This window comes from Agromyces cerinus subsp. cerinus, assembly GCF_900142065.1.
In the GTDB taxonomy this organism is placed as follows: domain Bacteria; phylum Actinomycetota; class Actinomycetes; order Actinomycetales; family Microbacteriaceae; genus Agromyces; species Agromyces cerinus.
Window position 1 is genome coordinate 486484 of sequence record NZ_FSRJ01000003.1, and the last position, 23789, is coordinate 510272.

The following is a 23789-nucleotide window of genomic DNA, read 5'->3' on the forward strand; positions in this document are numbered from 1 at the left end:
CATGGCGACCTTCACCGATGCGCACGGGGTCCGGATCCACTACGAGTCGTGGCGGGTTCCCGACGCGACCGCGGTGATCCAGCTCGCGCACGGCGTCGGCGAGCACATCGGGCGGTACGGCGAGCTGATCGAAGCGCTGAACGCGGCCGGCTACTCCGTCTGGGCCGACGACCATCGCGGCCACGGCCAGACCGGATTCGAGCACCACGGCGGCGACCTCACCCGCATGGGCCGCCTCGGTCCCGGCGGGCTCCGGGCGACGATCGACGCGGTCGAGCAGTTCACCCGCGTCATCCGCGAAGCCGAAGGGCCGGAGCTGCCGCTCGTGCTGCTCGGCCACTCATGGGGCTCGCTCATGTCGCAGATCATCGTGAACCGCAGCGCCGAGAAGTACGACGGCGTCGTGCTCACCGGCACGGCCTATCGCACGCTGTTCGACATGAACGGCGGCGACCTGAACGCCCGACACAAGCACCTCGGGCCGACCCCGGTCGAGTGGCTCAGCCGCGACCCCGACGTCGCCGCCGCCTTCATGGCCGACCCGTATACGACCGACGTGCCGCTGCGGAAGCTCTTCGGCACGGTCGACGCGCTGCGTCTGCTCGGCCGGCCCGCTCGGGACCTGCCCGCCGAGCTGCCGCTGCTCATCATGGTCGGCTCCGACGACACGCTCGGCGGCGAGCAGAGCGCGGCGAAGCTCGCGAACGCCTACGTGCACCGCTCGGGCCTCGTCGACGTCGAGCTCATCGTCTACGAGGGCGCCCGGCACGAGATCTTCAACGAGACGAACCGCGCCGAGGTGCGCGCCGACCTCATCGGCTGGCTCGACGAGCGCTTCGCGGTGGACTGAGGCGCGTCGTCAGTCGAGCATCGCCCACACCACGCACAGCGCACCGGCCGCAGCGAGCACGACCCATGACGGGTGTCGTGCACGGCTGAACACGAGCGGCAGCAGGCTCGCCGCGATGAGGCACCACCCGATCGCCGCGATCGCGGCATCCACGCCGGCATCGAACGCGAACAGCGCCAGCGCGATGGCGATGGCGAGGGCGAGCACCGACGTGACATGCCAGGCGAACCGCAGCGTCGCCACCGGGAACTCCGCTCCCGCCACTCGCGGCAGATCGTGATGCCGAGAGAGCGGCACGAGGATGAAGCGCTCACCGAGCAGCGAGTGGCCGATGGCGAGCACGAGCATGAGCACCGAGGCGATGACGAGCATGCGGTCAGGCTATCGAGGAGCGGTCGGCCGGGACCCGTGGTTCAGATCGCCGCGCGTCCCGGAGGCACGTCGAAGCCGAGCAGCCTGATGCGCGGATGGCTCGTGACCTGCGACTCCGTCGCCCACGGGTAGACGATCGTGGTGATGTTGCAGTTACCGAGCACCGGCAGCAGGTCGCGGTAGCCGTCGGGGTCCATGCCGGCGAGATCGCAGAAGAGCAGCCTGATGAGCGTCGCGTGCGCCACGACGAGCACGCGCCCGTCGGGGAACTCCTCGACGAGCTCGTCGAAGACCGGCAGGGCGCGGGCGATGCCGTCGCGGCCGCGCTCGCCGCCGGGGAAGGGGTTCGACGCCGGGGCGCGGCAGAACGCCGACCACTCCTCGGGGAACCGCTCGGCGAGCTCGGTCGGGGTGAGCCCCTCGCCGTCGCCGAAGTCGATCTCCACGAGGCGGTCGTCGATGCGCAGTGCGAGGCCGGTCGTCTCGACGGATGGCGCGGCCGAACGCCGGGCCCGGCTGAGCGGCGAGGCGACGATCGCGTCGAGCTGCGCGTCGACGGCCCAGGCGCCGAGCGCGGCGGCCTGTCCGAGACCGTGCCGCGTCAGCGGGACATCCGAATTGCCCGCGTACCGGTGGTCGGCGTGCCAGGTCGTCTCGCCGTGGCGTGCCAGGTAGAACGTCGTCATCTCGGGCCCCCTGCCGTCCCCTCGATCGTAGGCTCCCGCATCCATGCCCGGCATCCGTAGGCTGTACCGCATGCACGGTGAATACAAGGTGCCCGGTGGCAAGCTCGTGGTCGTCGATTTCGAGGTGCGCGACGGGGTGATCGTGAACCCGCGCGTCGCGGGCGACTTCTTCCTCGAACCCGACGAGGCGCTGGGCGACATCGACGCCGCGCTCACGGGGCTCTCCGCGGCATCCGATGCGAAGCAGATCGCCGCGGCGATCACCGCGGGCCTCCGGCACGACGCCGTCATGCTCGGCTTCTCGGCCGAAGCGATCGCGGTGGCCGTGCGACGGGCGATGACGGACGCCACGAGCTGGGCCGACTACGAGTGGGAGATCGTGCACGACGCGGCCGTGCCGCCGCGCACGCACCTCGCCCTCGACGAGGTGCTGGCGACCCGTGTGGGCGAGGGGCGCCGCAAGCCCACACTGCGCTTCTGGGAGTGGGACGAGTCGGCAGTCGTCATCGGCAGCTTCCAGTCGGTGAAGAACGAGGTCGACCCCGAAGGCGCCGAGAAGTACGGCTTCGACGTCGTGCGCCGCATCTCGGGCGGCGGCGCGATGATGATGGAGCGCGGCAACGTCGTGACGTACTCGCTCTACGTGCCGGGCGAACTCGTGCAGGGCATGAGCTTCGCCGACTCCTACGCCTTCCTCGACGACTGGGTGCTCCAGGGCCTGCGTGCGATCGGCATCGAGGCGACCTACCAGCCGCTCAACGACATCGCGAGCCCGCTCGGCAAGATCGGCGGCGCCGCGCAGAAGCGACTCGGCTCGGGGGGCGTGCTGCACCACGTCACGATGTCGTACGACCTCGACAACGAGAAGATGCTCGAGGTGCTGCGCATCGGCCGCGAGAAGATCAGCGACAAGGGCATCGCGTCGGCCGCCAAGCGCGTCGATCCGCTGCGCTCGCAGACCGGGCTGTCGCGCGCGGCCGTCATCGAGAGCCTGAAGCAGACGTTCGCGACGCTCTACGGAGCCACCCCCGGCACGGTGAGCGCCGACGAGCTCGCCGAGGCCGAGGCGCTCGTCGAGTCCAAGTTCTCGACGCGGGAGTGGCTGTACCGGGTTCCCTGAGCCCGCCGGGCACTGTCCACACCGTGCGAGGAAGGCTCAGCGATCCCCGTTAGACTCGCCGGGTGGAGTGGTGGATCTGGGTCGGCATCGCCGCGCTCGTCGTCGCCTTCGTGGCGCTCGCCGTGCGGCGCGGCTGGATCGACCTCTCAGACAAGACCAAGCGCGGCGGCGGTGGCGGCGGCGTCATGATGATCGGCGACGAGGTCTTCGCGCCCCGCAAGCACGAGGCGCAGGTCGAGCTCGACCGGCAGAGCCGGCTCCCGGTTCCCGCGCCGATTCCGGGCGACGGCGACAAGGGCATCGCGTTCGACGACGACGGCACGGATGCCTCGCGGCCCGCGCCCGTCGGCGCCGATCGCTTCCGCGGCACGATCCGACTCGACGTCGACCGCGACTGAGTTTCCCGCCGCCGGTCGGGTCGACCCGCGGGCCTCGATGCGCTTCGGTCGCTACTCGACCGGCGAGAGAGCCGTCGGGCAGCCGAGTTCGGCGGCGACGGCGCGCATCGCGGCGGCGGCCTTCTCGACGGTCATGAGGGCGTTGCCGCCGACGATGTGCAGCCCGTAGGCGTCCTCGAGTGCGACGAAGGTCATCGCGAGATCGTCGTCCGAAAGCCCGGGGGAGAACGCCCCCGAGGTGCGCCCCGCCGCGATGATGCCCCGATACGTCTCGAGCTGGCGCAGGTAGAGCTTCTGCACGAGCTCGTCGTGCAGGGCCGAGTTGCCGGCGAGCACGTCGAACTCGTAGAGCAGGCTCATCAGCGCGTCGTCGGGGCCGCTCGGCAGGCCCGCGTCGATCGCCGCGGCGAGCTGCTCGCGCGGATCGGCGAGGCCGGCGATCGTGACGTCGCGTGCGTCGCAGAAGCGCTCGACGCCGGCGGCGTGCGCCTCGACGAGCAGGGCGTCGAGGTCTTCGTAGTAGTAGAGGATCGCGCCGCGGGTGAGGCCGGCCTGCGCCGCGACATCCGTCAGCGAGAGCGAGCGCAGCCCGTGGGTGCGTCCGGCCGCGTACGTCGCTTCGATCAGGGCCGCCCGTCGTGCTTCCTGGGTGCGGGGGCGTGCCATGTCGTTGACACTATCCGATCGGCGTGCAACACTGCTTGAGTTATTTGACTCAAGTGTCAAAAAACCTGAACGCCCGGATCCCCCGACGAAGAGAGATCGAAGCATGTCCAGCCCGAACCCCCCGAGCGGCACTGCCGCCCCGGCATCACCCACCCTCGACACGGCCGCGACGACGACGCACGGCGGTCAGCTCTCGCGCTCGCTCGGCGTCGGCGGCAACGTGCTCATCACCCTCTCGGGCATCTCGCCGGCCTCGAGCGTCTTCATCCTCGGCGGCGCGGCCCTCGCCGGCTACGGCACCGGCGTCTTCTGGGGCTTCGCCCTCGCCGGCGTGATCAGCATCCTCATCGCGTTCTGCTACGCCGAGCTCGCCTCGCGCCACCCGATCGCCGGCGGTGACTACTCCCTCGTCAGCCGGGTGCTCGGCCCGGCCTCCGGCGCAGCGGTGTTCTTCATCGGCATGGTGAGCCTGCCGCTCATCATCGCGATCTTCGCGCTCGGCGTGGCCGACTACCTGGGCTTCGCGCTCGCCGGTCTCGACCCGCTCGCGACCGCGCTCATCGTGATCGTGCTCGCGACCGTGACGGCGTGCTTCAACATCCGCACCAATGCGTGGGTCACCGGCGTGTTCCTCTTCATCGAGCTCGCGGCGCTCGCCCTGCTCGCCGTGCTCGGCCTCGTGCACATCGAACGACCGATCACCGACCTGTTCGACTCGCAGGCGCTCGATGCGGCCACCGGGGGGCTCGCGCCGCTCGGCATCGCCGGCCTCGTGCTCGCCGTGACCCAGGGCATCTTCTCGTACAACGGCTACGGCGGCGCGGTCTACTTCGCCGAGGAGACGAAGAACGCGAAGCGCGCCATCGCGCGAGCCGTGCTCTGGAGCGCCGTCATCACCGTGATCGCCGAACTCGTGCCGCTGACCGCCGTGCTGCTCGGCGCCGACTCGCTCGAGGAACTGTTCGGTGCCGGGCTGCCGGTCGAGAGCTTCCTCGCCTCCCGCGCCGGTGACACGGTGACCGTCGTCGTGCTCATCGCGATCGCACTCGCCATCATCAACGCCATCATCGCGATCGCCCTGCAATCGGGCCGGCTGCTCTTCGCCGCCGCCCGCGACCAGGCGATGCCGGCCGCACTCGCACGGCCGCTCGGCCGGGTGTCGGCGCGCACCAGCATGCCGGTCGCCGCGACCATCGTGATGGGCGTCATCGCGCTGGCGGCGTGCTTCATCCCCTTCGACGTGCTGCTGAACGCCACCGGTTCGACCCTCGCCTTCAGCTACGGCTTCATCGCGCTCGCGGCGTTCGTCGTGCGCCGCTCGCCCGCTGCGCACGGCACGTACCGCATGCCGCTCTGGCCGGCGCCGCCCGTGCTCGCGCTCGTCGCGATCATCACGATCTTCGTGATCGGCATCCTCGACCCGGCGCAGTGGCTGAGTCTCACGATCGCGTTCGGCATCGTCGCCGCGGGCTACCTGTACTTCGTGCTGTACCTCCGGCACCGCCCGGGCGTGCTGCACCTGATCGATGCATCCGACGACCCCGACGACCTCGACGGCACTCCGGTCGCGGCGGGCGAAGGGCGCGGCGCATGACCATCGACCTGCTCATCACCGGCGCGCGCGTGCGCACCTTCGACCCCGCGCAGCCCTGGGCCGATGCCGTTGGGGTCGAGGGCGACCGCATCGCCTACGTCGGCACCGCAGCGGATGCCCCGGCAGCGCGCCGAACGATCGACGCCACCGGGCGTCTCGTGACCCCCGGCATCATCGACAGCCACAATCACCTCCTGCTCGGCTTCGACGCCGACGCGGTCTCGCTCGAGGGTGCTCACGAGCTCGCCGAGGTGCGCCGGCGCATCTCCGAGTTCGCGGCGCGCCGCCCCGAGCTCGACTGGGTCTGCGCCGAGAACGCGGTGTACTCGATCGTCGAGGGCCGGCGGCCGAGCGCGGCCGACCTCGACGGATTGACCGACCGGCCGGTGTTCGTCACGACGTACGACCAGCACTCCGTCTGGTTGAACCGCACCGCGCTCCGCGTGCTCGGCATCGCCGACGGCGTCGACATCCCCTGGGGCCGACCCGAGCGCGACGCCCGCACCGGTGAGCCGACCGGCTGGGTGACCGACTTCTACACGAGCGCCATGACCGAGGCCGGACTCGCGGCGCTGCAACGGGACATCCCGATGTACTCGCCGGAGCGCCGGTATCGCAAGCTGTGCGCGAGCATGCGCATGGCCACCTCGCTCGGCATCACGACCGTCGTCGAACCGCAGGTGCCGCTCGCCGAGCTCGGCCTCTTCACCCGCGCGAGCGGCGAGGGGCGCTTGAGTTCGCGGGTCATCGCGGCGCTCTTCCACCCGGTCGGAGCGGATGCCGCGTTCCGCGCGCAGCTCTGCGATGCGGTCGACTCGGCACCCGCTGACGACCGTCTGCGGTTCGGGCCGGTCAAGCTCTACGCCGACGACGTGATCGAGCCGCACACCGCCCTGATGCTCGAGGACTACGCGAACCGGCCGGGGGTGCGCGGGCGCCCGAGCTACCCCGACCGTGAGCTGGTCGGCGTCATCGGCGAACTCGACCGGCTCGGGTTCCAGACCCACACGCATGCCACGGGCGACGGCGGCATCCGGCTCGCCCTCGACGCGATCGAACACGCGGCGCGCAGCAACGGCACCCGCGACCGGCGCCACGGCATCGTGCACGTCGAGTGCCTGCATCCCGACGATCTGCCGCGCTTCCGTGAACTCGGCGTGACGGCGGCGATGCAGCCGCGGCACTGCTCGCCCGACCTGGTGGCGGGCACATGGATGGAGAACGTCGGCGAAGAGCGGTGGGATCGTGCCTGGCGGTTCCGGAGCCTGCTCGAATCGGGCGCGACCGTCGCCTTCTCGAGCGACTGGCAGGTGGGCGAGATGGACCCTCTCGTCGGGCTCTACTCGGCGGCCACGCGGGCCGGTCTCGACGGCTCCGACGCCTGGACGAGCCCCGAGCGCGTCGGCATCGATCGCTCGCTCGAGGCGTACACCGTGCACGGGGCTCGCGCGTGGCACCTCGAGCACGCGCTCGGCCGTATCGCGCCCGGCATGCTCGCCGACCTCGCCGTGTGGTCGGGCGACCTGACGGCCGCCGACGACGACCCGGCCGCCCTGCTCGACGAGCACGCCGAGCTCACGGTCGTCGGCGGGGAGCCGGTGTACTCTGCGGGCGGACTCGTCGAGGCGATCGGGCCCGCCGATCACGACCCGGTCGCCCTCGTCGGGGGCGCCCCGAACACGCAGGTGCACGACCACTGAGCCCGGGCGGTGCGCCGCACTCGCGGCAGGGCACGACGCGGCCGCTCGGCCAGCGTCGTGCCCACGGTCGGACTGACAGACTGGACGGGTGCACAGCGACGAACCCGACCGCATCATCCATGCGGACAACCTCGCCGTGCTGCCGACCTTCCCCGACGGCCGGTTCACGCTCATCTACCTCGACCCGCCGTTCAACACGGGCCGGGCGCAGTCGCGGCAGTCGACCCGCCACGTGCGCGTCGCGGAGTCGCCGACGGATGACGCTGCGCCCGAGCCGGGTTCCGTGAGCACCGTCGGAACCATCACCGGGTTCGCCGGCAAGCGCTACGAGCGCATCCGCGGCGACCTGCTGCGCTACGACGACCGCTTCGACGACTACTGGGGCTTCCTCGAACCGCGGCTCATGGAGGCGTGGCGGCTGCTCGCCGACGACGGCACCCTCTACCTGCACCTCGACTACCGCGAGGCGCACTACGCCAAGGTGCTGCTCGATGCGCTCTTCGGGCGCGAGAGCTTTCTCAACGAACTGATCTGGGCCTACGACTACGGCGCGAAGGCCAAGAGCCGGTGGCCGACGAAGCACGACACGATCCTCGTCTACGTGAAGAACCCGTCGGCCTACTGGTTCGATTCGAGCGCCGTCGACCGCGAGCCGTACATGGCCCCGGGGCTCGTGACGCCCGAGAAGGCCGAGCTCGGCAAGCTGCCGACCGACGTGTGGTGGCACACGATCGTCTCGCCGACCGGCCGTGAGAAGACGGGCTACCCGACGCAGAAGCCCGAGGGGATCCTCCGCCGCATCGTGCAGGCGTCGACGCGCGAGGGCGACTGGGTGCTCGACTTCTTCGCGGGGTCGGGCACGACCGGTGCCGTCGCCGCGACGCTCGGCCGCCGCTTCGTGCTCGTCGACGAGAACCCCGAGGCGATCGCCGTCATGAAGGGCCGGTTCACGGATGTCGCGGGGGTCGTGTTCGAGCAGGGGCCGACGGTGTCCTGAAGCGTCCGTCGGCGGCTCGGGCAACTATCGCGCTCGCGGGAGGAAGCCCGCGGCCGCGAGCTCGCGCAGTTGCAGCACGCTCCAGGGGCTGACGAGGAACGGAGCGTCGGCCGCGGTACGAGCGAAGGCTGACGGATCGACCCATTGCCAGTCCATGACCTCGTCGGATGCCGGTGAGGGATCGCCCGACAGCTCGGCCACGTAGACCGGGCAGACCTCGTTCTCGACGATCCCGTCGGCGGCGGTCGCCCGGTAGCTGAAGTCGGGCAGCGCGAGCCGCAGCGATGTCGGTTCGATGCCGAGCTCGGTGCGCAGCCGACGGCGCACGGCGTCGTCGACGGCCTCGCCGGGCGCCGGGTGCCCGCAGGCCGTGTTGGTCCAGACCCCGGGCCACGTGCGCTTGTTGAGCGATCGGCGGGTCAGCAGCATCCGCCCGCGCGCATCGAAGCCGTAGCACGAGAAGGCGAGGTGCAGCGGGGTCTCGGTGGTGTGCACCTCGGCCTTGTCCATCGTGCCGATCGGGGCGCCGGCCGGGTCGAGGAGCACGACCTGTTCCGCCACCGTCACGGCGGCACCGCTGCTCACGGGGCCACTGCGTTCGCCGGCACGCCCGACGCCTGCAGCACGAGATCGCGCACGTTCGCCGCGGGCACGATCTCGCCCGCCGAGGTCCAGAACGGCAGGTTCGCGTCGGAGCACAGCAGCAGCGGGGTGTCGGCGGGGCCGTCGGGCAGGCGCCCGTGCGTGCCGCGCACGTACGACGGGTCGAGCGGGATCACGTTCATGGCGTACCGCAGGCCGAGCTTCTTCTTCACCAGGCCGAGCCCGGCCTTCGCCTTCGCGAACGGGTCGGCCGGGTCGAGGAAGAGCTCGGCGGGGTCGTAGCCGGGCTTGCGGTGGATGTCGACGCCGCGCGCGAACTCGGGCGCACGATCGTCGTCGAGCCAGTAGTAGTACGTGAACCAGGCTCCGGGCTCGGCGATGACGACGAGCTCGCCAGACCGCTCGTGATCGATGCCGTACCGGGCCTGCTGTTCTCGGTCGAGCACCTCGTCGACACCGGGCAGCGCCTCGAGGAGCTCACGGGTGCGGTGCAGGTCGGCGGGGTCGGCGACGTACACGTGCGCGACCTGGTGGTCGGCGACGGCGAATGCCCGCGACGTCCACGGGTCGAGCTGCTCGCGGCCGTCCTGCGTGTAGACCTCGAGCAGGCCCTCGCGTCGGAGGGCGCGGTTGATGTCGACCGGATGCGTCGCCTCGGCGATGCCGTATTCGGCGACGGCGATCACGGTGACGCCCGCCGCGGCGGCATCGTCGAGCAGTGGCGCGAGCGTCGCGTCGAGTTCCGCGGCGGCGCGGTCGGCCTCGGGTGCGTTCGGCCCGAAGCGCTGCAGGTCGTAGTCGAGGTGCGGGAGGTAGGCCATCACGAGGTCTGAGCGCTGCTCGCGCATGACCGTGCGCGTGGCCTCGACGATCCAGCGCGTCGACCTGATCGACGCCGTCGGGCCCCAGTACTGGAAGAGCGGGAACTCGCCGAGCGCGCCGACGAGTTCGTCGTGCAGCGCGGGCGGGCGCACGTAGGCGTCGGGCGACTTGCGCCCGTCGGCGTGGTAGATCGGGCGCGGGGTGACCGTGATGTCGGTCGTCGCGCCCATCGCGTACCACCAGCCGATGTTGGCCGCGGTGAACTCGGGCCGGGCTCGGCGCGCGGTCTCCCAGACCTTCTCGCCCTGCACGAGGCGGTTGTGCTGGCGCCACAGGTGCACCTCGCCCTGGTCGCGGAAGTACCAGCCGTTGCCGACGATGCCGTGCTGCGCGGGAGCGAGCCCCGTGAGCAGCGTCGACTGCACGCTGCAGGTCACGGCGGGCAGCACGGTGCCGAGCCTCGTCTGGGCGCCCGAGGCAGCCATGGCGCGGAGCCGCGGCATGTGCGAGAGCGCGCGCGGGGTCAGGCCGACGACGTCGAGCAGCAGCACGGAGGTCACGACGCCACCTCCGAGAGCGAGCGGGTGCCGAGCAGCTCGTCGGCCGCCCAGCGCACCTCGGCGGCGATGCCCGCGACGAGGTCGTCGACGCCGCCCGGCAGCACGCTCCAGGTGTAGGTCTCGACGTCGAGGTGCGCCTCGTCGCCATGGGGGATGTCGCGGACCGCGTCGACGGCGGCGCGCAGCACCTCGGTCGTCGCCGAGATCGGCGCGGCGGGCGCGAGGTGCAGGGGCACGTGGAAGTGCACCCGCCACGGGCCGTCGGCCGGGAGGCCGGCGAGCGCCTCGGGCAGGTCGTCGACCGCGAGCACCGTGCCGTCGGGGGAGAGCTCGCGGGTCTGGTGCAGGTAGCGCTGCTCGACGAAGGCGGCGACCGCCTCGCGGTTCGCCGGGTCGCCGGGATGCTCGACGTGCAGTGCCGCCGACGCCTGCACCTTCACGACCCGGAGGCCCGCGTCGGCGATCTGCCGCACGGCGGCGGCGGGGTCGGCGAACGAGACGGCCAGGTGGCAGGTGTCGAGGCAGATGCCGATGAACTCGGGGTCGATGCCCTCGGCCACGCGCGGGGCGAGCCACCGCACGACGTCGTCGACGGTGTCGAGGATGCAGCCGGGCTCGGGCTCGACGGCCAGGCGCACGGTGCGTCCGGTGGCCTCCCGCAGTGCGCGGAGCTCGCGGGAGACGTGCACGAGCGCCGCGGTCGCGAGCGCGTCGTCGTCGTCGGTCCACGGGTCGCGCCAGCCGAGCGGCAGCGTCGAGATGCTTCCGGATGCCCCGGCCGGCAGCAGCTCGGCGAGCACGCGTGCGCAGTCGAGCGTGAACGCGGCGCGGCGGGGGTCGGTCCAGTCGGGCCGGTACACGTCGAGCTTCACCACCTCGGCGTGGAACGCGCTGTACGGGAACGCGTTGATCGTGCGGAGCTCCAGCCCGTTGGCGTCGAGCCGCCCGCGCAGCAGCTGCCGATCGGCCTCGCTCGACGCGAGCCGATGTGCGAGCTCGGCCGGCAGCCAGAGGCCGACGCCGAGGCGATCGAGGCCGGCCTGCTCGCGCACCGGCCCGGCGAAGGCATCGAGTTGCTCGAGCACCCCGTCGAGGTCTTCGGCCGGGTGCACGTTGGTGCAGTAGGAGAGTTCCATCAGACCCTCGCCCCCCGCAGCACGGAGTTGCCCTCGAACGTGACCCCGGCGGCAGGAACGGCCGGGGCTGCAGCGGCGCCCGAGGCATCCGCCGCCTCCTCGAACCCGGGCACCGGGTCGAGGTGCAGCCGCCCGCTCTGGCCGTAGAAGGCGACGGGGTTGCGCCACAGCAGCGCGTCGACCTCGTCGTCGGTGAAGCCGGCGTCGAGCATGGCCTGCCCGGTCTTGCGGGTCTTCAACGGGTCGGAGTTGCCCCAGTCGGCGGCCGAGTTCACCAGCATCCGCTCGGTGCCGTGCTCGCGGAGGATCGCGACCATGCGCGCCTCGTCCATCTTCGTGTCGGGGTAGATCGAGAAGCCCATCCAGCAGCCGCTGTCGGCGACGGCCGCCACCGTCGTCTCGTTGAGGTGGTCGACGACGACCAGCTCGGGCGCGATGCCGGCGTCCCGGATCACGTCGAGCGTGCGCAGCGTGCCGGCCGCCTTGTCGCGGTGCGGCGTGTGCACCATCGCGGGCAGCTCGAACTCGCGGGCGAGCGCGAGCTGGGCGACGAAGACCTCGTCCTCCTCGGGGGTCATCGAGTCGTAGCCGAGCTCGCCGACGGCGACGACCCCGTCTTTCGCGAGGTAGCGCGGCAGCACGGCGAGCACCTCGCGGCAGCGCGGGTCGTTCGCCTCCTTGGGGTTCAGGCCGATCGTCGCGTGGTGGCGGATGCCGTACTGCGCCGCACGGAACCGCTCCCAGCCGATGAGCCCGTCGAAGTAGTCGACGAAGCTGCCGACGTTCGTGCGGGGCTGCCCGAGCCAGAAGGCCGGCTCGACGACCGCACGCACGCCGGCGGCGTACATCGCCGCGTAGTCGTTCGTGGTGCGTGCGCTCATGTGGATGTGGGGGTCGAAGATTCGCATGGTCAGCCTCCCGGCGTGGTCTGGATCGTGGCGAGTCGGGTCATGTCGGCGCTGATGTCGCGGCCGGCAGCGAGGCGTTCGGCGATGAGGGCGGCGGCCATGCGCGAGAGCTCGGCGTCGCCGCGCTCGTCGATGCCGACGACGGCCTCGAGGGGGATGCCCATGAACAGCGCCTTCAGCACCCCGTGCCGCCAGCCGTGCTGGTCGAGCTCACGGGCGGCGAAGTCGCCGAGGGCGGCGGCGACGAGACGCGGGTCGTTCGTGCGCAGTGCGTCGGCGACGAGTTCGCGCCCCGCCGCGACGACCGCCGTGCCGGTCGGCGGCGCGGGGCTCGGCGGCGCGACGCTCGGTTCGACACGAGACGACGCGGCGTTCAGCCCGCACAGCACGCCGCGCCGTTCGGCGTCGTCGCCGTAGCGGTAGAGCTCGGCGATGGCGCCGGCGGCGGCCTCGTCGTCGACGGCCGAGATGAGCGCCAGCACGAGCGCCGCACGGGCCCGGTCGTCGCCGGTGCCGTGCACGAGCCCGAGCGGGTCGTGCTCGGGATCGACGGGGTCGCGCCCCACCGAGCGCCCGGCCGCCGGGAAGAGCACCGAGATGCGCTGCGGGTCGGCCGTCACCTCGTCGACCGCCGCGATCGTCCACGGATGGGTCATCGTTCCTCCTCCATCGCTTCGTGAATGGCACGGATGCCGCGGGCTGCGGCGCCCGGCGCATCGTGCGAGTGCCTGGGCAGCTCGATGGCCGCCACGCCCCGGTAGCCGAGCTCCTCGAGCGTGGCCAGGGCGGTGACGAGGTCGAGTCGCCCATGCCCGAGTTCGAGGTGCTCGTGCACGCCGGGCATCATGTCGTCGACCTGCACGTTCACGAGCAGCCCGCCCGCGGCGCGGAGTGCGCCGACGACGCCATCGGGCTCGACCGCGACGCAGTGGCCGAGGTCGACGGTGATGCCGAAGGCCTCGGGGCCGCCGAGCTCGTCACGGAGGCGCAGGGCGTCGGCGACGTTCTCGACGAGCATGCCGGGTTCGGGCTCGAAGCCGAGCCGCACGCCGGCGGCGTCGGCGAGGTCGACGACCTCGCGCATGCGTTCGACGAGCATCGTCCAGGCCTCGTCGGGGGCCATGTCGCCCGGCACGACGCCGGACCAGAGCGAGACGCAGTCGGCGCGGAGCACCGCGGCGAGTTCGATGGCGCGGCCGAGGAAGCGCAGTCGCGGCTCGGCCTCCCGATCGACGAGCGTCGGGCGATGCTTCACGAAAGGGTCGAGCAGGTACCGGCTGCCCGTCTCGACGACGACCGGCCAGCCGAGTTCGTCGAGGCGCCCGCGAAGCCGTGCGGCGCGCTCGAACGCGTCGTCGGCGAACGGGTCGAGGTGCGGGTGCCCGAGGGTCAGCGCGAGCGCTCCGTACCCCTCGGCCTCGAGCACCCTGATCGTGTCGTCGAGGGTGTGGTCGGCGAAACCGTTCGTGCCGTAGCCGATGCTGAAACCGGGGGTCACGTCACATCGCCCCGCTTGCGCCGCGCCGAGATCGCTCGGCGCGCGAGGTCGACGCCCGTGAGCAGCGCCGCCGATCCGAGCGCCCCGGTGCGGGCGACGAGCGTGGTCTGCAGCGGGATCATCGCGCCGATGCCCGCCCGCGTGGCGGTGCGGACGTTGCCGGCCGACGGGTCGTCGAGGGTGCGCAGCTGCGTCGGCAGCGTCGCGGCGAGGTAGGAGGCCGTCGCCGCGATGGTCGCGAGCGTGGCGCCGATCCGCCACGCGGTCGACCGCGTGCCGGCCGTGCCGACCGCGCCGACCGGGCCGGCCGTGCTGACGCCGTTCGCTGCGGAGCGTGCGGCGAAGGCTCCCCGGTCGCCCGCTGCGGCCGCCACCGCGCTCGCCGCGGTGATCGCGAGCGTCGCGCCGGCGACGCCGACCGTTCCGCCGTGCACCTCGCCGCGCGAGTGCAGCGTGACGCCGGCCGTGTGCAGCGCGACGGTCGCGGCGGCGGGAAGCGCACGTCGTGCCCCGCCGGCGCCCATCATGACGTCGAGCCCGCGGCACGCGGCCATCGACACGGGCCCGAGCGGCGTCGACTTCGCCACGGTGTTGTAGAGCACGATCGCGCCGACGAGCGGCACCGCGACGCCGAGGCCCCGGCGCCCGCCGCCCGCGGCCGCGAGGGCGAGGCCCGCCGCGAAGCATCCGCTCACGACCGCCAGTGCGTCGCCCGCCGACACCCGGCCCGAGGGGATGGGCCGCTCGGGCCGTTCCTCGGCGTCGAGCTGCCGATCGGCGTAGTCGTTCAGCGCCATGCCGCCGCTGTAGAGCAGCACGGATGCCGCGGGCAGCAGCCACTGACGACCCGTGAAGCGGGCGCCACCGGCGTGCCCGCCCGCCAACGTGTCGCCGATCACCGTCAGCGCGGCCGGCGCGCGGACGAGGTCGAGGATGTCGGCGGGGGAGGTCATGCCGGCGTCACCGCGGTCTGCGCTGCGGCGTGCACCCGCGCGCCGGTGGCGTGCGCCCAGTCGCGGAGGGCGACCGTCTGCTGCGAGAAGTCGTGCACGTCGCTGCCCCACGGGTCCTTGAAGAAGAAGCCGAACTCCGGCACGACTCCGCGCTGGCCGTCGGCTGCGGCGAGCGCCAGGAGGCGGGCGATGTCGAGGATGAGCGGCGCCGCGAGCATCGAGTCGTACGCGGACCAGATGGTCTGCGTGGTGATGCGCGACGAGAGGAAGCCCTCGGCGTGGATGTGGTCCCATGCGGTCTTCACGTCGCCGAGATCGGGCACGTTGTCGATGTGCAGGGGGGCCACGACATGGTCGCCGACGAGGCTCACGAGACCGCGGGTCTTCGTCGCCAGCTTGCTGCGCACGGCCTCGGGGTCGGCGAGGGTCGCGCCGTCGCCGCCGCCGAGGATGTTGGTGCCGGCCCACGAGAGCACGCGCATGCTGCGCGCCATGAACATCGGCGCGAGCGCGGTGCGGAGCAGTGTCTCGCCGGTCTTGCCGTCCTGGCCGGCGTAGGGGATGCCGCGCTCGGTGGCGAGGGCGCGAAGCGTCGGCAGGCCGAGACCGGCCGACGGGGTGAAGCAGGCGTAGGCGCTGTCGGACTCGATGGCGGCGAGCGCGGCGATCGAGCTCGGGGGCAGCAGGGCCCGGTCGGGGTCTTCGAGGGCCGCCGTGAGCAGGTCGGCGTCGTGGAACTCCACGTGGTCCTCGAGGATCGGCTCGGTCGAGGAGATGTCGATGACCACGACGTGGGTGAGTCCGTGCCCTTCACGGAACGCCGTGATGTCGGCGGCCATGCGCCGGACCGCGTCGGCCTGCGAGCCCAGGTGGGTCGTGGGGTCGTACCCGGGGCGGATCTCCGCGTCGGTGCGAGCGAGCGCGTCGTCGGCCGTTGCGACGAAGCGGTGGGCGAGCATCCCGGACTCGACGAGCTCGTGCGCCCGCTGCCGGAGTGGCGTCGTGCTGACGTCGTGCCCGCCGACGACCAGGTCGGCGAAGGCCGGCAACGGCACGCCGGCGAACGCCTCGCTCGCGGTCGTGCAGCCGGTCGGCGGTGCGAGCTCGGCGAGCATCGCATGCAGGCCGACGGACACCACGGTGCCGATCGATCCGCGCGCACCGATCAGCCAGAGGCCGACCCGGCCCTCGTGCCAGGTGCCGGGGTCGATTGCCGCAGTGGATGTCTCGTGCTGGGTCATGTCGTTCCTCCGTGTCGTGTCGTTCGGTGTGGGGTCGTTCAACTCGTGCGCCCCCGCAGGGAGTGCGCGAGATCGGTGAGGTAGGCGGCGAGTCGATCGGGCAGTCCGGCTTCGGCGAGACGGATGCCGCGAGCGACGTGCTCGTCGATCGCGCGCGCGACGGCGGCCCGTGCTCCGGTGCGGGTCACGAAGTCGCGGATCGCGGCGGCATCCGCCTCGGTCGCGGCAGGGTCGCCGAGGATGGCGTCGAGCAGCGCACGGCCCGCGGGGTCGGCCCGGTGGTAGGCGAGGCGCACATGCTCGGTGCGCTTGCCCTGCTGCACGTCCGAGAGCACCGACTTGCCGGTCGCTTCAGCCGCCCCGAAGAGGCCGAGCTCGTCGTCGGCGAGTTGGTAGGCGATGCCGAACGCGATGCCGACCTGCTGCAGGCACTCGAGTTCGGCGTGGGTGGCCGCGTCGCTCGCGACGGCGCCGAGGCGCAGGGGGAGCACCACGCTGTAGGCCGCGGTCTTCAGTTCGGCGACGAGCAGCGGCTCGGATGCATCGGGACGCAGCAGTTCGGACCGCACGTCGAGGAACTCGCCCGCGATGGTGGTCTCGAGCGCAGCGGATGCCTCGGCAGCGAGCCGTCGCTGCACCGCAGCGGGCGCCGGCGCTTCGAGGAGCGCGAGCATCGCGGCGTTGATCGCGAGATCGCCGGCGAGGAGCGCGGCGGTCATCGCCTGACGCTCGGCAGCGGTCTCGGTGAGCCCCTCGAGCAGCCCGGCGGCGGTGTAGCGGGCGACGATGTTGGGCCGGCCGTGTCGCACCCGGTCGCCGTCGATGATGTCGTCGTGCATGCAGAGGCCGAGGTGCAGCAGTTGCTGGGCCCCGGCGACCTCGGCGAGGAGCGCGGTGTCGGTGCCGCCCATGCCGAAGAACGCCGCTGCGACGAGTCGGGGCCGCGTGTGCTTGCCGCCGTCGGACGCGCGCGCCTCGGCGATGAGCTCGGCCGGAGCGGGGCCGGAGGCAGCGCACCGCGCCTGCACGCGATCCCAGTGGGACGCGGTGATCGCGGGTGCTCGGCGTGCGAACTCATCCACAAGCAGTGCCAGCGGCAGCGCCTCGGCCTCGAGTACCGCACCGGCGCGAGCCGAGTCGAGCGCGTTCGCGATCGCCGGGGTCGGCTTCATTGCTGCTCCTCCGTCGACATTGACAGGGCGGGTGGCGCGTTCCTCGCGGGCGAGGCTTTTGGTCATCTCGTCGGGGATTATGTCGACAAAAGTGGCAAATACGCTCAGTTGGTTACTGAAGCTCAGCATAAGTGGCGCAGAAGTTGGTCGTCAATCGACAAAACTTTTGACGGCGACCGCGAAAGCCACCCGAAGGAGGGGTGCACGAACGAGGCCGGCCGACGAGATCATCGAAGCCGAGCTCGTCGCGGCATCCGTCGAAGCCGGGACTCTGCAGAGATGGGCGTCACCCGCCGAGTGCCGTTGCAGTGGGCGGACAACACGAAGCCCGTCCGCTCCGACGGCTGGTGGTCGGCCTGGGCGAACGGTTGGGGGCTGCGCCCGACGTGGTCGGCGTGACGCGCGGATACCTCGGGACTCAGCCCGACTGGCGCACCACGAGCTCGGTCGGCAGGATCGTCGCCGACTCCACGTCTTCGCCGGCGATGAGACGCACGAGCTTGCGCGCCATCTCGGCGCCCATCTCGGAAGACGGCTGCCGCACGGTCGTGAGCGGCGGCATCGCGGTGGCCGCGTAGCGGTCGTCGTCGAAGCCGACCACGGCGACGTCGCCCGGCACCGAGCGCCCGGCGTCCGCGAGCGCGGAGAGGGCGCCCATCGCCATCTGGTCGTTGGCGGCGAACACGCCGTCGAGCTCGGGTGCACGCTCGAGCAGCCGGCGCATGGCGGCAGCACCCGAGGCCGCCGTGAAGTCGCCGAAGTCGACGAGGTCGTCGGCGAGCCCGGCTCGGCCGACGACCGAGGTGAAGCCGTGCAGGCGATCGACCCCGGGCGGCATGTCCTGCGGGCCGGCGATCGTCGCGAGCCGGGTGCGCCCCGTGTCGATGAGGTGCTGCGCCGCGGCCTCTGCGCCGTGCTCGTTGTCGACGTCGACGGTGTACCCGCTCGACTCCTCGGGGCCGAGCGGGCGCCCGCCGAACACGAGCGGCAGCGAGCGCGAGAGGTGCGCGAAGGAGTGGTCGCCCGTGTGATGCGAGACGACGAGCGCACCGTCGACGTTGCCGCCGAGCAGGTAGCGCCGGGTCTTGTCGGGGTCGAGCTCCGACTCGATGAGCATGTTCAACGTGTACTCGGTGCCGGCGAGCGCGAGCGCGGCGCCCTGCACGATCGAGGCGAAGAAGGGGTCGTCGAAGACGCGGGCCGCCGACTCGGGCACGATGAGCGCGATGGCCTGGGTGCGCCGGCTCGCGAGCGAGCGGGCGGCCCGGTTCGGCACGTAGTTCAGCGCAGTGATCGCCGCCTGCACGACCTCGGTGACCTCGGGACTCACCTTCGGCGATCCGTTGACGACCCGGGAGACCGTTGCGCGGGAGACGCCGGCGCGGGCCGCGACCATCTCGAGGGTCGGCGCGTGGCCGGCCGGTGTGCTCCCCGTCATCGTGGGCCCCTTCCCGTGCTCCGGTTCACCCCACGATAGTGGTCGCGGCGAGCTGCCTCTTCGCCCGCGCGATCAGTGCCGCGAACGCGTGCGCGCTGTCCTTCGGCGTGCGCTCGAACGTGTCGTAGTCGACCCGCACGATGCCGAACCGCTTCTCGTAGCCCCACGCCCACTCGAAGTTGTCGAGCAGCGACCAGACGAAGTAGCCGCGCACGTCGGCGCCCTGCTCGATCGCCTCCGCGATGGCGTCGACGTGGTCGAGCACGTACTCGGTGCGCTCCACGTCGTGCACGGCACCGTCGTCCGAGACGTCGTCGTCGTAGGCCGCACCGTTCTCCGTCACGTACAGCGGCGGCAGGTTCGGGTACTCCGCCCCCAGCCGCACGAGCAGCCGGGTGAGGCCAGAGGGGTTGACCTCCCAGTCCATGGCCGTGCGCGGCAGGTCGCGAGACGGCATCGAGACGTGCTCGCTGCCCGGGAACGGCGAGCGGCCGGGCCGATCGGTCGGTCGGAGCGACGGTTCGGCGTCGGCGGGCAGCGGATGCCCCGAGACGTTGTCGTCGTGGTAGTGGTTCACGCCGAGGAAGTCGATCGGCTGCGAGATCTGCTGCAGGTCGCCGGGGAGCACGCGCGAGTCGAGCCCGAACTCGCGCACGTCGGCGAGCAGGTCGCTCGGGTACGCGCCGAGCAGCAGGGGCTCGAGGTACATCCGGTTCCAGAGGGCGTCGATGCGCCGGGCGGCCTCGAGATCGACGGGGTCGGCCGGATCGTTCGGCACCGCGTTCGTGAGGTTCAGCGTGATGCCGAGCCGGATGTCGCGCCCCGCGGCATCCGCGAGGCCCCTGAGCCGCTCGACGGCGAGGCCGTGCGCGAGGTGCTGGTGATGCACGGCGGCCAGGCCCGCCTCGGGGTCGTTCAGGCCGGGCGCGTGCTCGCCGCCGACGTAGCCGATGAGCGACGAGCAGAGCGGTTCGTTGAACGTCGTCCAGTGCGTGACGCGGTCGCCGAGCGACTCGTACACGGCCTCGGCGTACTCCGCGAAGCGGAAGGAGGTGTCGCGGCTCGCCCAGCCGCCCTGCTCCTGGAGTGCCTGGGGCAGGTCCCAGTGGTAGAGCGTGAGCCAGGGCAGGATGCCTGCGCCGAGCAGTTCGTCGACGAGCCGCGAGTAGAAGTCGAGGCCCTCCTGGTTGACCGTGCGGCCGCCGGGCACGACGCGCGCCCAGCTCGTCGAGAACCGGTAGGAGTCGAGGCCGAGCGAGCGCATGAGCGCCACGTCCTCGGGCATGCGGTGGTAGTGGTCGACCGCCCGGTCGGGGGTGTCGCCGCCGGCGATCGCACCGGGCACGCGGGCGAACGCGTCCCAGATGGAATCCTCCTTGCCGCCCTCGTGCGCGGCGCCTTCGATCTGCGCCGCGGCGGTCGCCGAGCCCCAGATGAAGCCGGCCGGCCAGTTCCGTCGGAACGACGCGTGATTCACGTTCAACCCTTCACAGCTCCTTGCATGATTCCCGAGATGAGTTGCTTGCCCGCGATGACGAACAGGATGAGCAACGGCAGCGTCGCGAGCACCGCGCCGGCGAGCACGACCGAGTAGTCGACGTACTTCGCGGACTGCAGCTGGCTGAGCGCCACCTGCAGGGTCGGATTCTGCGGCACGACGAGCAGCGGCCAGAGGTAGTCGGTCCACGCCGTCATGAAGGTGAAGAGGCCGAGGATCGCCATCGCCGGGCGTGCCGCGGGCACGCCGACGTGCCAGAACGTCGAGATCATGCTCGCGCCGTCGACGCGGGCCGCCTCGATGAGCTCGTCGGGGATGACATCGACGAGGTACTGCCGCATGAAGAACACGCCGAAGGCGGTCACGAGCGTCGGCACGATCACCGCGCCGAGCGTGCCGGTCCAGCCGAACTGCTTCATGAGCATGAAGAGGGGGATGATGCCGAGCTGGGTCGGGACGGCGAGCGTCGCGATCACGAAGACGAGGAGGCCTTCGCGGCCGCGGAAGCGGAGCTTCGCGAAGGCGTACCCGGCGAGCGTCGAGAACGTGATGACGGAGACCGAGATCACCGTCGAGACGATGATGCTGTTGCCGAGCGCCAGCCAGAACGGCACGGTGTCGATGACCTCCGCGACGTTGGTCCAGAACTGCCCGCCGGGCAGGAGCGGGGGCCACGTGCTCGAGAGTGCGGACTTGTCGCTCGACCCGATGATGAACGACCACCACAGCGGGTAGGCGCCGCCGAGGAAGATCGCGAGGATCAGGAGGTAGGCGAGGAGGCCGGGGCGACGTTCGAGGCCCATGCCGCGTCCTCGGCGACTGCGCCGGGGGGCTCCGATCGTGGTGGCGGTCATGCGCGGGGCTCCTCGTCGTACGGTGCGGCGGTCGGATCGGGGTCGAGTCGGTCGGCCGGGTCGGTGGGCTCGGGGAGCGCGGCACCGGAGCCTGGGACGGCGCCGGGGACGGCGCGATATCCCTCGAGGCGTCGTCGTGTGCGTCGCTTCGAGACCCGCGCCTCGCTCGAGGCGATGCGGCGCGAGAACCAGAAGTTCAGCAGGCCGAAGGCGACGATGATCACGAACAGCATCCAGGCGACGGCCGAGGCGCGGCCGAACTCCTGGCGGTTGAAGGCCAGGTCCCAGAGGTAGAGCACCGTGGTCTGGTACTGCCGCTGCGGACCGCCGGGAACGGAGCTCGCCGCGTTGAAGAGCTTCGGCTCGGTGAAGATCTGGAGGCCGCCGATGGTGGCGGTGATGATCACGAAGACGAGTGTCGGGCGGATGCTCGGGATCGTGATCGCGAAGAAGCGGCGCACGGCGCCCGCCCCGTCGAGGGCGGCCGATTCGTGCACGTCCCGCGGCACCGCCTGCATGGCGGCGAGCAGGATGAGCGCGTTGTAGCCGGTCCAGCGCCAGTTGACCATCGTGGCGATCGCGACGTGCGACGGGAACGTCTCCGTCTTCCACATCACGGGGTCGAGGCCGAGCGTCGTGAGGATGTTGTTGACGAGGCCGTACTGCTCGCCGAAGACGTTGCTGAAGATCAGGGTCACCGCGACCGGGGTCACGATGTACGGCAGGATGACCGACAGGCGCCAGAAGGTCTTCGCGCGGAGGTTCTGGTCGAGCACGGCCGCGATGACGACCGCGGCGACGAGCTGCGGAACCGCCGACAGCAGGAAGATGCTGAAGGTGTTGAAGAGCGAGTTCCAGAACAGGGGGCTGGCCAGCTCGGTGGCGAAGTTCTCGAAGCCGACCCAGTCGCCGGGGCCCGTGAGCAGGTTCCAGTCGTTCAGCGACACCACGAAGGTGTAGACGAGCGGGAAGAGTCCGACGAGGCCGAAGAGGATGAAGAACGGCGCCACGTAGAAGTACGGGGAGTACTTCACGTCGAAGCGCGACAGCTTGCGCCGGAACTCGGAGCGGCCGGTGTCCGGTTGCGCGGGGGGAGTCGGCGAGGCGGCCGGCCGCGGTTCCGCCGATGGGGTGAGTGTCGAGGTCATCTGCTCGCCTGTCGTGGTGGGGTGTTCGGGGACCGGGCCCGGCGGGATCCGCCGGACCCGGTCGTCGGATCGAGTGGGTTACTCGGAGACGAGCTCGTGCAGCAGGTCGATCGCGTGGTTCCACGCGGTCGGGCCGTCGGCCTTGCCGGAGTCGAGCTCCTGCACCGAGGGACCGAAGACCTGCTCCTGGATCACCGAGTCGTCGGGGCCCTTGTACTGGGCGACGACGCCCTCGGCGCGCGCGGCGAGGATCTCGCCGATCGGCGCGTCGTTGAAGAACGCCGTGAGGTCGCTCTCACCGGTGACGCCGGCATCGCCCTGCGCCTCGACGTTGCTCGGGAAGGCGCCCGCGGCCTGGAAGGCGGTGACCTGCGACTGCGCGTCCGTCAGGTACGCGGCGAGTGCGGCTGCCTCCTTCGGGTGCTTCGAAGTGGTCGGGACGGTCAGGAACGAGCCGCCCCAGTTGGCCGCGCCGCCGGGGAAGACGTCGGCGAAGTCCCAGCCGCTGGTGGCGTCGCCACCGCCGGCCTCGACCTGGCCCTTGACCACGCCGAGCATCCAGCCGGGGCAGACGAAGGTCGCGAACGAGCCGTCGACGAAGGCCTGGCCCTTGCCCCAGTCCCACTGGGTCTGGTTTGCGGAGAGGCCGTCGGCCGCACCCTGCGCGAGCAGGGCCCAGCGCGCTTCGAGGTCGGCGTTGCCCTCGACGTTGAGCTCGCCATCGGCCGTGTAGTAGCCCTCGTCGAGCTGGTTCACCATCGAGTTCCAGACGAACCCGGACTGGTCGTAGAACGCCTTGCCGGTGGCGGCCTTGTACTGGTTGCCGACCTCGAGGAACTTCTCCCAGGTGGCGTCGTCGCCGCCGAAGAGCGCTGCGACGGATTCGCGGTCGCTCGGAAGCCCGGCCGCCTCGAACAGCGCGCCGTTGTAGCAGAGGCCCTCGGGGCCGATGTCCGTGCCGTACCCGATGATGCGGCCGTCGGCGTCGGTGGCCTGCTTCACCTTCCAGTCGACCCATTGGTCGGCCGTGTCCTCGGCGCCGTACTCGCTGAGGTCGGTGAACGAGTCGCTCACCTGCATGACCTTGCTGAGCCAGCCCTCTTCGACGGCCTGGACGTCGGGGAGCCCGGCGCCGGCGGCCTGCTTGGTCTGCCAGTCGGTGAGCGCGTTGCCACCGGTGTCGATGTTCGTCGCCTCGATGGTGATGTCGGGGTTGTCGGCCTCGTACTGCTCGTAGAGGTCGTCGAGTCCCATGGTGCCGAACGTCGTGACGGTCAGCGTGATCTTCTCGTCGCTCCCTTCGCCGCCACCTGAGGAACAGGCGGTGGCGAGGAGGGCGATGGTCGCTGCGCCGGCTACGGCTGCGGCAACCTTCGTGTGGCGTGAGAGCTTCACGGTCACTCCTTTGTGTGTGCGTGGACGGGAATGTGTCACAGTGCGTGAGAGCGCTCTCGTCGGGAATGGTGAGAGCGCTCTCACGATTCGAGACGTGACTCTATGCAGCATGAGGGCAATTGTCAAGAGAGCGCTCTCATCCAGTGTTTCCGGCGGGCGGCCGAACCCCGGTCGCCGGGT

At 71.4% G+C, this 23789-nt stretch carries 23 protein-coding genes; 6 read left to right on the forward strand and 17 right to left on the reverse strand.

Translation table 11 applies throughout. From position 1 onward, the window contains the following. The first annotated feature begins 1 nt into the window (after position 1). Positions 2–850, forward strand: a complete 849-nt coding sequence (locus BUR99_RS12720) for an alpha/beta hydrolase (protein WP_074260722.1) — start codon at positions 2–4, stop codon at positions 848–850. A 9-nt stretch (positions 851–859) separates the two neighbouring features. Here the strand turns inward: BUR99_RS12720 and BUR99_RS12725 are convergent, their stop codons facing one another. Next, on the reverse strand, positions 860–1222 hold the full coding sequence (locus tag BUR99_RS12725) for a hypothetical protein (RefSeq protein ID WP_074260723.1): 363 nt from the start codon (positions 1220–1222) through the stop codon (positions 860–862). 41 nt (positions 1223–1263) lie between these two features. Beyond that, entirely contained in the window at positions 1264–1908 is a 645-nt protein-coding gene (locus BUR99_RS12730; RefSeq protein ID WP_074260724.1) for a histidine phosphatase family protein, read from the reverse strand. Between the two features lie 70 nt (positions 1909–1978). On the opposite strand from BUR99_RS12730, the gene BUR99_RS12735 reads away from it, so the two are divergent. Together BUR99_RS12735 and BUR99_RS12740 are read left to right on the forward strand one after the other, a co-directional pair. Further along, entirely contained in the window at positions 1979–3028 is a 1050-nt protein-coding gene (locus BUR99_RS12735) for a lipoate-protein ligase LplAB (protein ID WP_074261029.1), read from the forward strand. Between the two features lie 62 nt (positions 3029–3090). Then, a complete protein-coding gene (locus BUR99_RS12740) occupies positions 3091–3426 on the forward strand; it encodes a hypothetical protein (protein WP_074260725.1) in 336 nt (111 codons plus the stop codon). 51 nt (positions 3427–3477) lie between these two features. Here BUR99_RS12740 and BUR99_RS12745 read toward each other — a convergent pair whose 3' ends face one another. Next, complete coding sequence (locus BUR99_RS12745; RefSeq protein WP_074260726.1) at positions 3478–4092, reverse strand: TetR/AcrR family transcriptional regulator; 615 nt, start codon at positions 4090–4092, stop codon at positions 3478–3480. A 103-nt stretch (positions 4093–4195) separates the two neighbouring features. On the opposite strand from BUR99_RS12745, the gene BUR99_RS12750 reads away from it, so the two are divergent. From BUR99_RS12750 to BUR99_RS12760, 3 genes are all read left to right on the forward strand, one after another. Continuing rightward, a complete protein-coding gene (locus tag BUR99_RS12750; protein WP_074260727.1) occupies positions 4196–5686 on the forward strand; it encodes an APC family permease in 1491 nt (496 codons plus the stop codon). Beyond that, the gene (locus tag BUR99_RS12755; protein WP_074260728.1) at positions 5683–7386 is read left to right on the forward strand and encodes an amidohydrolase; all 1704 of its coding nucleotides are present in this window, start codon (positions 5683–5685) and stop codon (positions 7384–7386) included. Before BUR99_RS12750 ends, BUR99_RS12755 begins: the two co-directional genes overlap by 4 nt. A gap of 88 nt (positions 7387–7474) precedes the next feature. Further along, a complete protein-coding gene (locus BUR99_RS12760; RefSeq protein ID WP_074260729.1) occupies positions 7475–8383 on the forward strand; it encodes a DNA-methyltransferase in 909 nt (302 codons plus the stop codon). 24 nt (positions 8384–8407) lie between these two features. On the opposite strand, the gene idi is transcribed toward BUR99_RS12760, so the two are convergent. The 14 genes from idi to BUR99_RS12825 form a co-directional block, all read right to left on the reverse strand. Continuing rightward, positions 8408–8968: an isopentenyl-diphosphate Delta-isomerase gene (gene idi, locus BUR99_RS12765; RefSeq protein WP_234980844.1), complete on the reverse strand. Its 561-nt coding sequence runs from the start codon at positions 8966–8968 to the stop codon at positions 8408–8410. Then, positions 8965–10368 (reverse strand): alkaline phosphatase family protein, encoded by a 1404-nt coding sequence (locus BUR99_RS20035; protein WP_074260730.1) that lies wholly within the window; start codon positions 10366–10368, stop codon positions 8965–8967. Before BUR99_RS20035 ends, idi begins: the two co-directional genes overlap by 4 nt. Further along, positions 10365–11504 (reverse strand): metabolite traffic protein EboE, encoded by a 1140-nt coding sequence (gene eboE, locus BUR99_RS20040; RefSeq protein ID WP_074260731.1) that lies wholly within the window; start codon positions 11502–11504, stop codon positions 10365–10367. Before eboE ends, BUR99_RS20035 begins: the two co-directional genes overlap by 4 nt. Beyond that, the gene (locus BUR99_RS12780) at positions 11504–12412 is read right to left on the reverse strand and encodes a TatD family hydrolase (protein WP_074260732.1); all 909 of its coding nucleotides are present in this window, start codon (positions 12410–12412) and stop codon (positions 11504–11506) included. Before BUR99_RS12780 ends, eboE begins: the two co-directional genes overlap by 1 nt. Positions 12413–12414: 2 nt before the next feature. After that, complete coding sequence (locus BUR99_RS20450) at positions 12415–13068, reverse strand: EboA domain-containing protein (RefSeq protein ID WP_200802725.1); 654 nt, start codon at positions 13066–13068, stop codon at positions 12415–12417. Next, positions 13065–13910: a sugar phosphate isomerase/epimerase family protein gene (locus BUR99_RS20455; protein ID WP_200802726.1), complete on the reverse strand. Its 846-nt coding sequence runs from the start codon at positions 13908–13910 to the stop codon at positions 13065–13067. Before BUR99_RS20455 ends, BUR99_RS20450 begins: the two co-directional genes overlap by 4 nt. Further along, positions 13907–14863, reverse strand: a complete 957-nt coding sequence (locus BUR99_RS12790; protein WP_074260733.1) for an SCO3242 family prenyltransferase — start codon at positions 14861–14863, stop codon at positions 13907–13909. The genes BUR99_RS20455 and BUR99_RS12790 overlap by 4 nt, the downstream gene beginning before the upstream one ends. Then, complete coding sequence (locus BUR99_RS12795) at positions 14860–16104, reverse strand: inositol-3-phosphate synthase (protein WP_084183969.1); 1245 nt, start codon at positions 16102–16104, stop codon at positions 14860–14862. The genes BUR99_RS12790 and BUR99_RS12795 overlap by 4 nt, the downstream gene beginning before the upstream one ends. Before the next feature lie 38 nt (positions 16105–16142). Next, a complete protein-coding gene (locus BUR99_RS12800; RefSeq protein WP_074260734.1) occupies positions 16143–17276 on the reverse strand; it encodes a polyprenyl synthetase family protein in 1134 nt (377 codons plus the stop codon). A gap of 418 nt (positions 17277–17694) precedes the next feature. Next, on the reverse strand, positions 17695–18714 hold the full coding sequence (locus tag BUR99_RS12805) for a LacI family DNA-binding transcriptional regulator (RefSeq protein WP_074260735.1): 1020 nt from the start codon (positions 18712–18714) through the stop codon (positions 17695–17697). A gap of 25 nt (positions 18715–18739) precedes the next feature. Further along, on the reverse strand, positions 18740–20191 hold the full coding sequence (locus BUR99_RS12810; RefSeq protein WP_143231626.1) for a glycoside hydrolase family 1 protein: 1452 nt from the start codon (positions 20189–20191) through the stop codon (positions 18740–18742). 2 nt (positions 20192–20193) lie between these two features. Continuing rightward, the gene (locus tag BUR99_RS12815; RefSeq protein ID WP_074260737.1) at positions 20194–21066 is read right to left on the reverse strand and encodes a carbohydrate ABC transporter permease; all 873 of its coding nucleotides are present in this window, start codon (positions 21064–21066) and stop codon (positions 20194–20196) included. Beyond that, positions 21063–22214, reverse strand: coding sequence for a carbohydrate ABC transporter permease (locus BUR99_RS12820; RefSeq protein ID WP_074260738.1), 1152 nt, complete (start codon positions 22212–22214; stop codon positions 21063–21065). Before BUR99_RS12820 ends, BUR99_RS12815 begins: the two co-directional genes overlap by 4 nt. Before the next feature lie 78 nt (positions 22215–22292). Next, a complete protein-coding gene (locus tag BUR99_RS12825) occupies positions 22293–23609 on the reverse strand; it encodes an ABC transporter substrate-binding protein (RefSeq protein ID WP_074261032.1) in 1317 nt (438 codons plus the stop codon). Positions 23610–23789 lie beyond the last annotated feature (180 nt).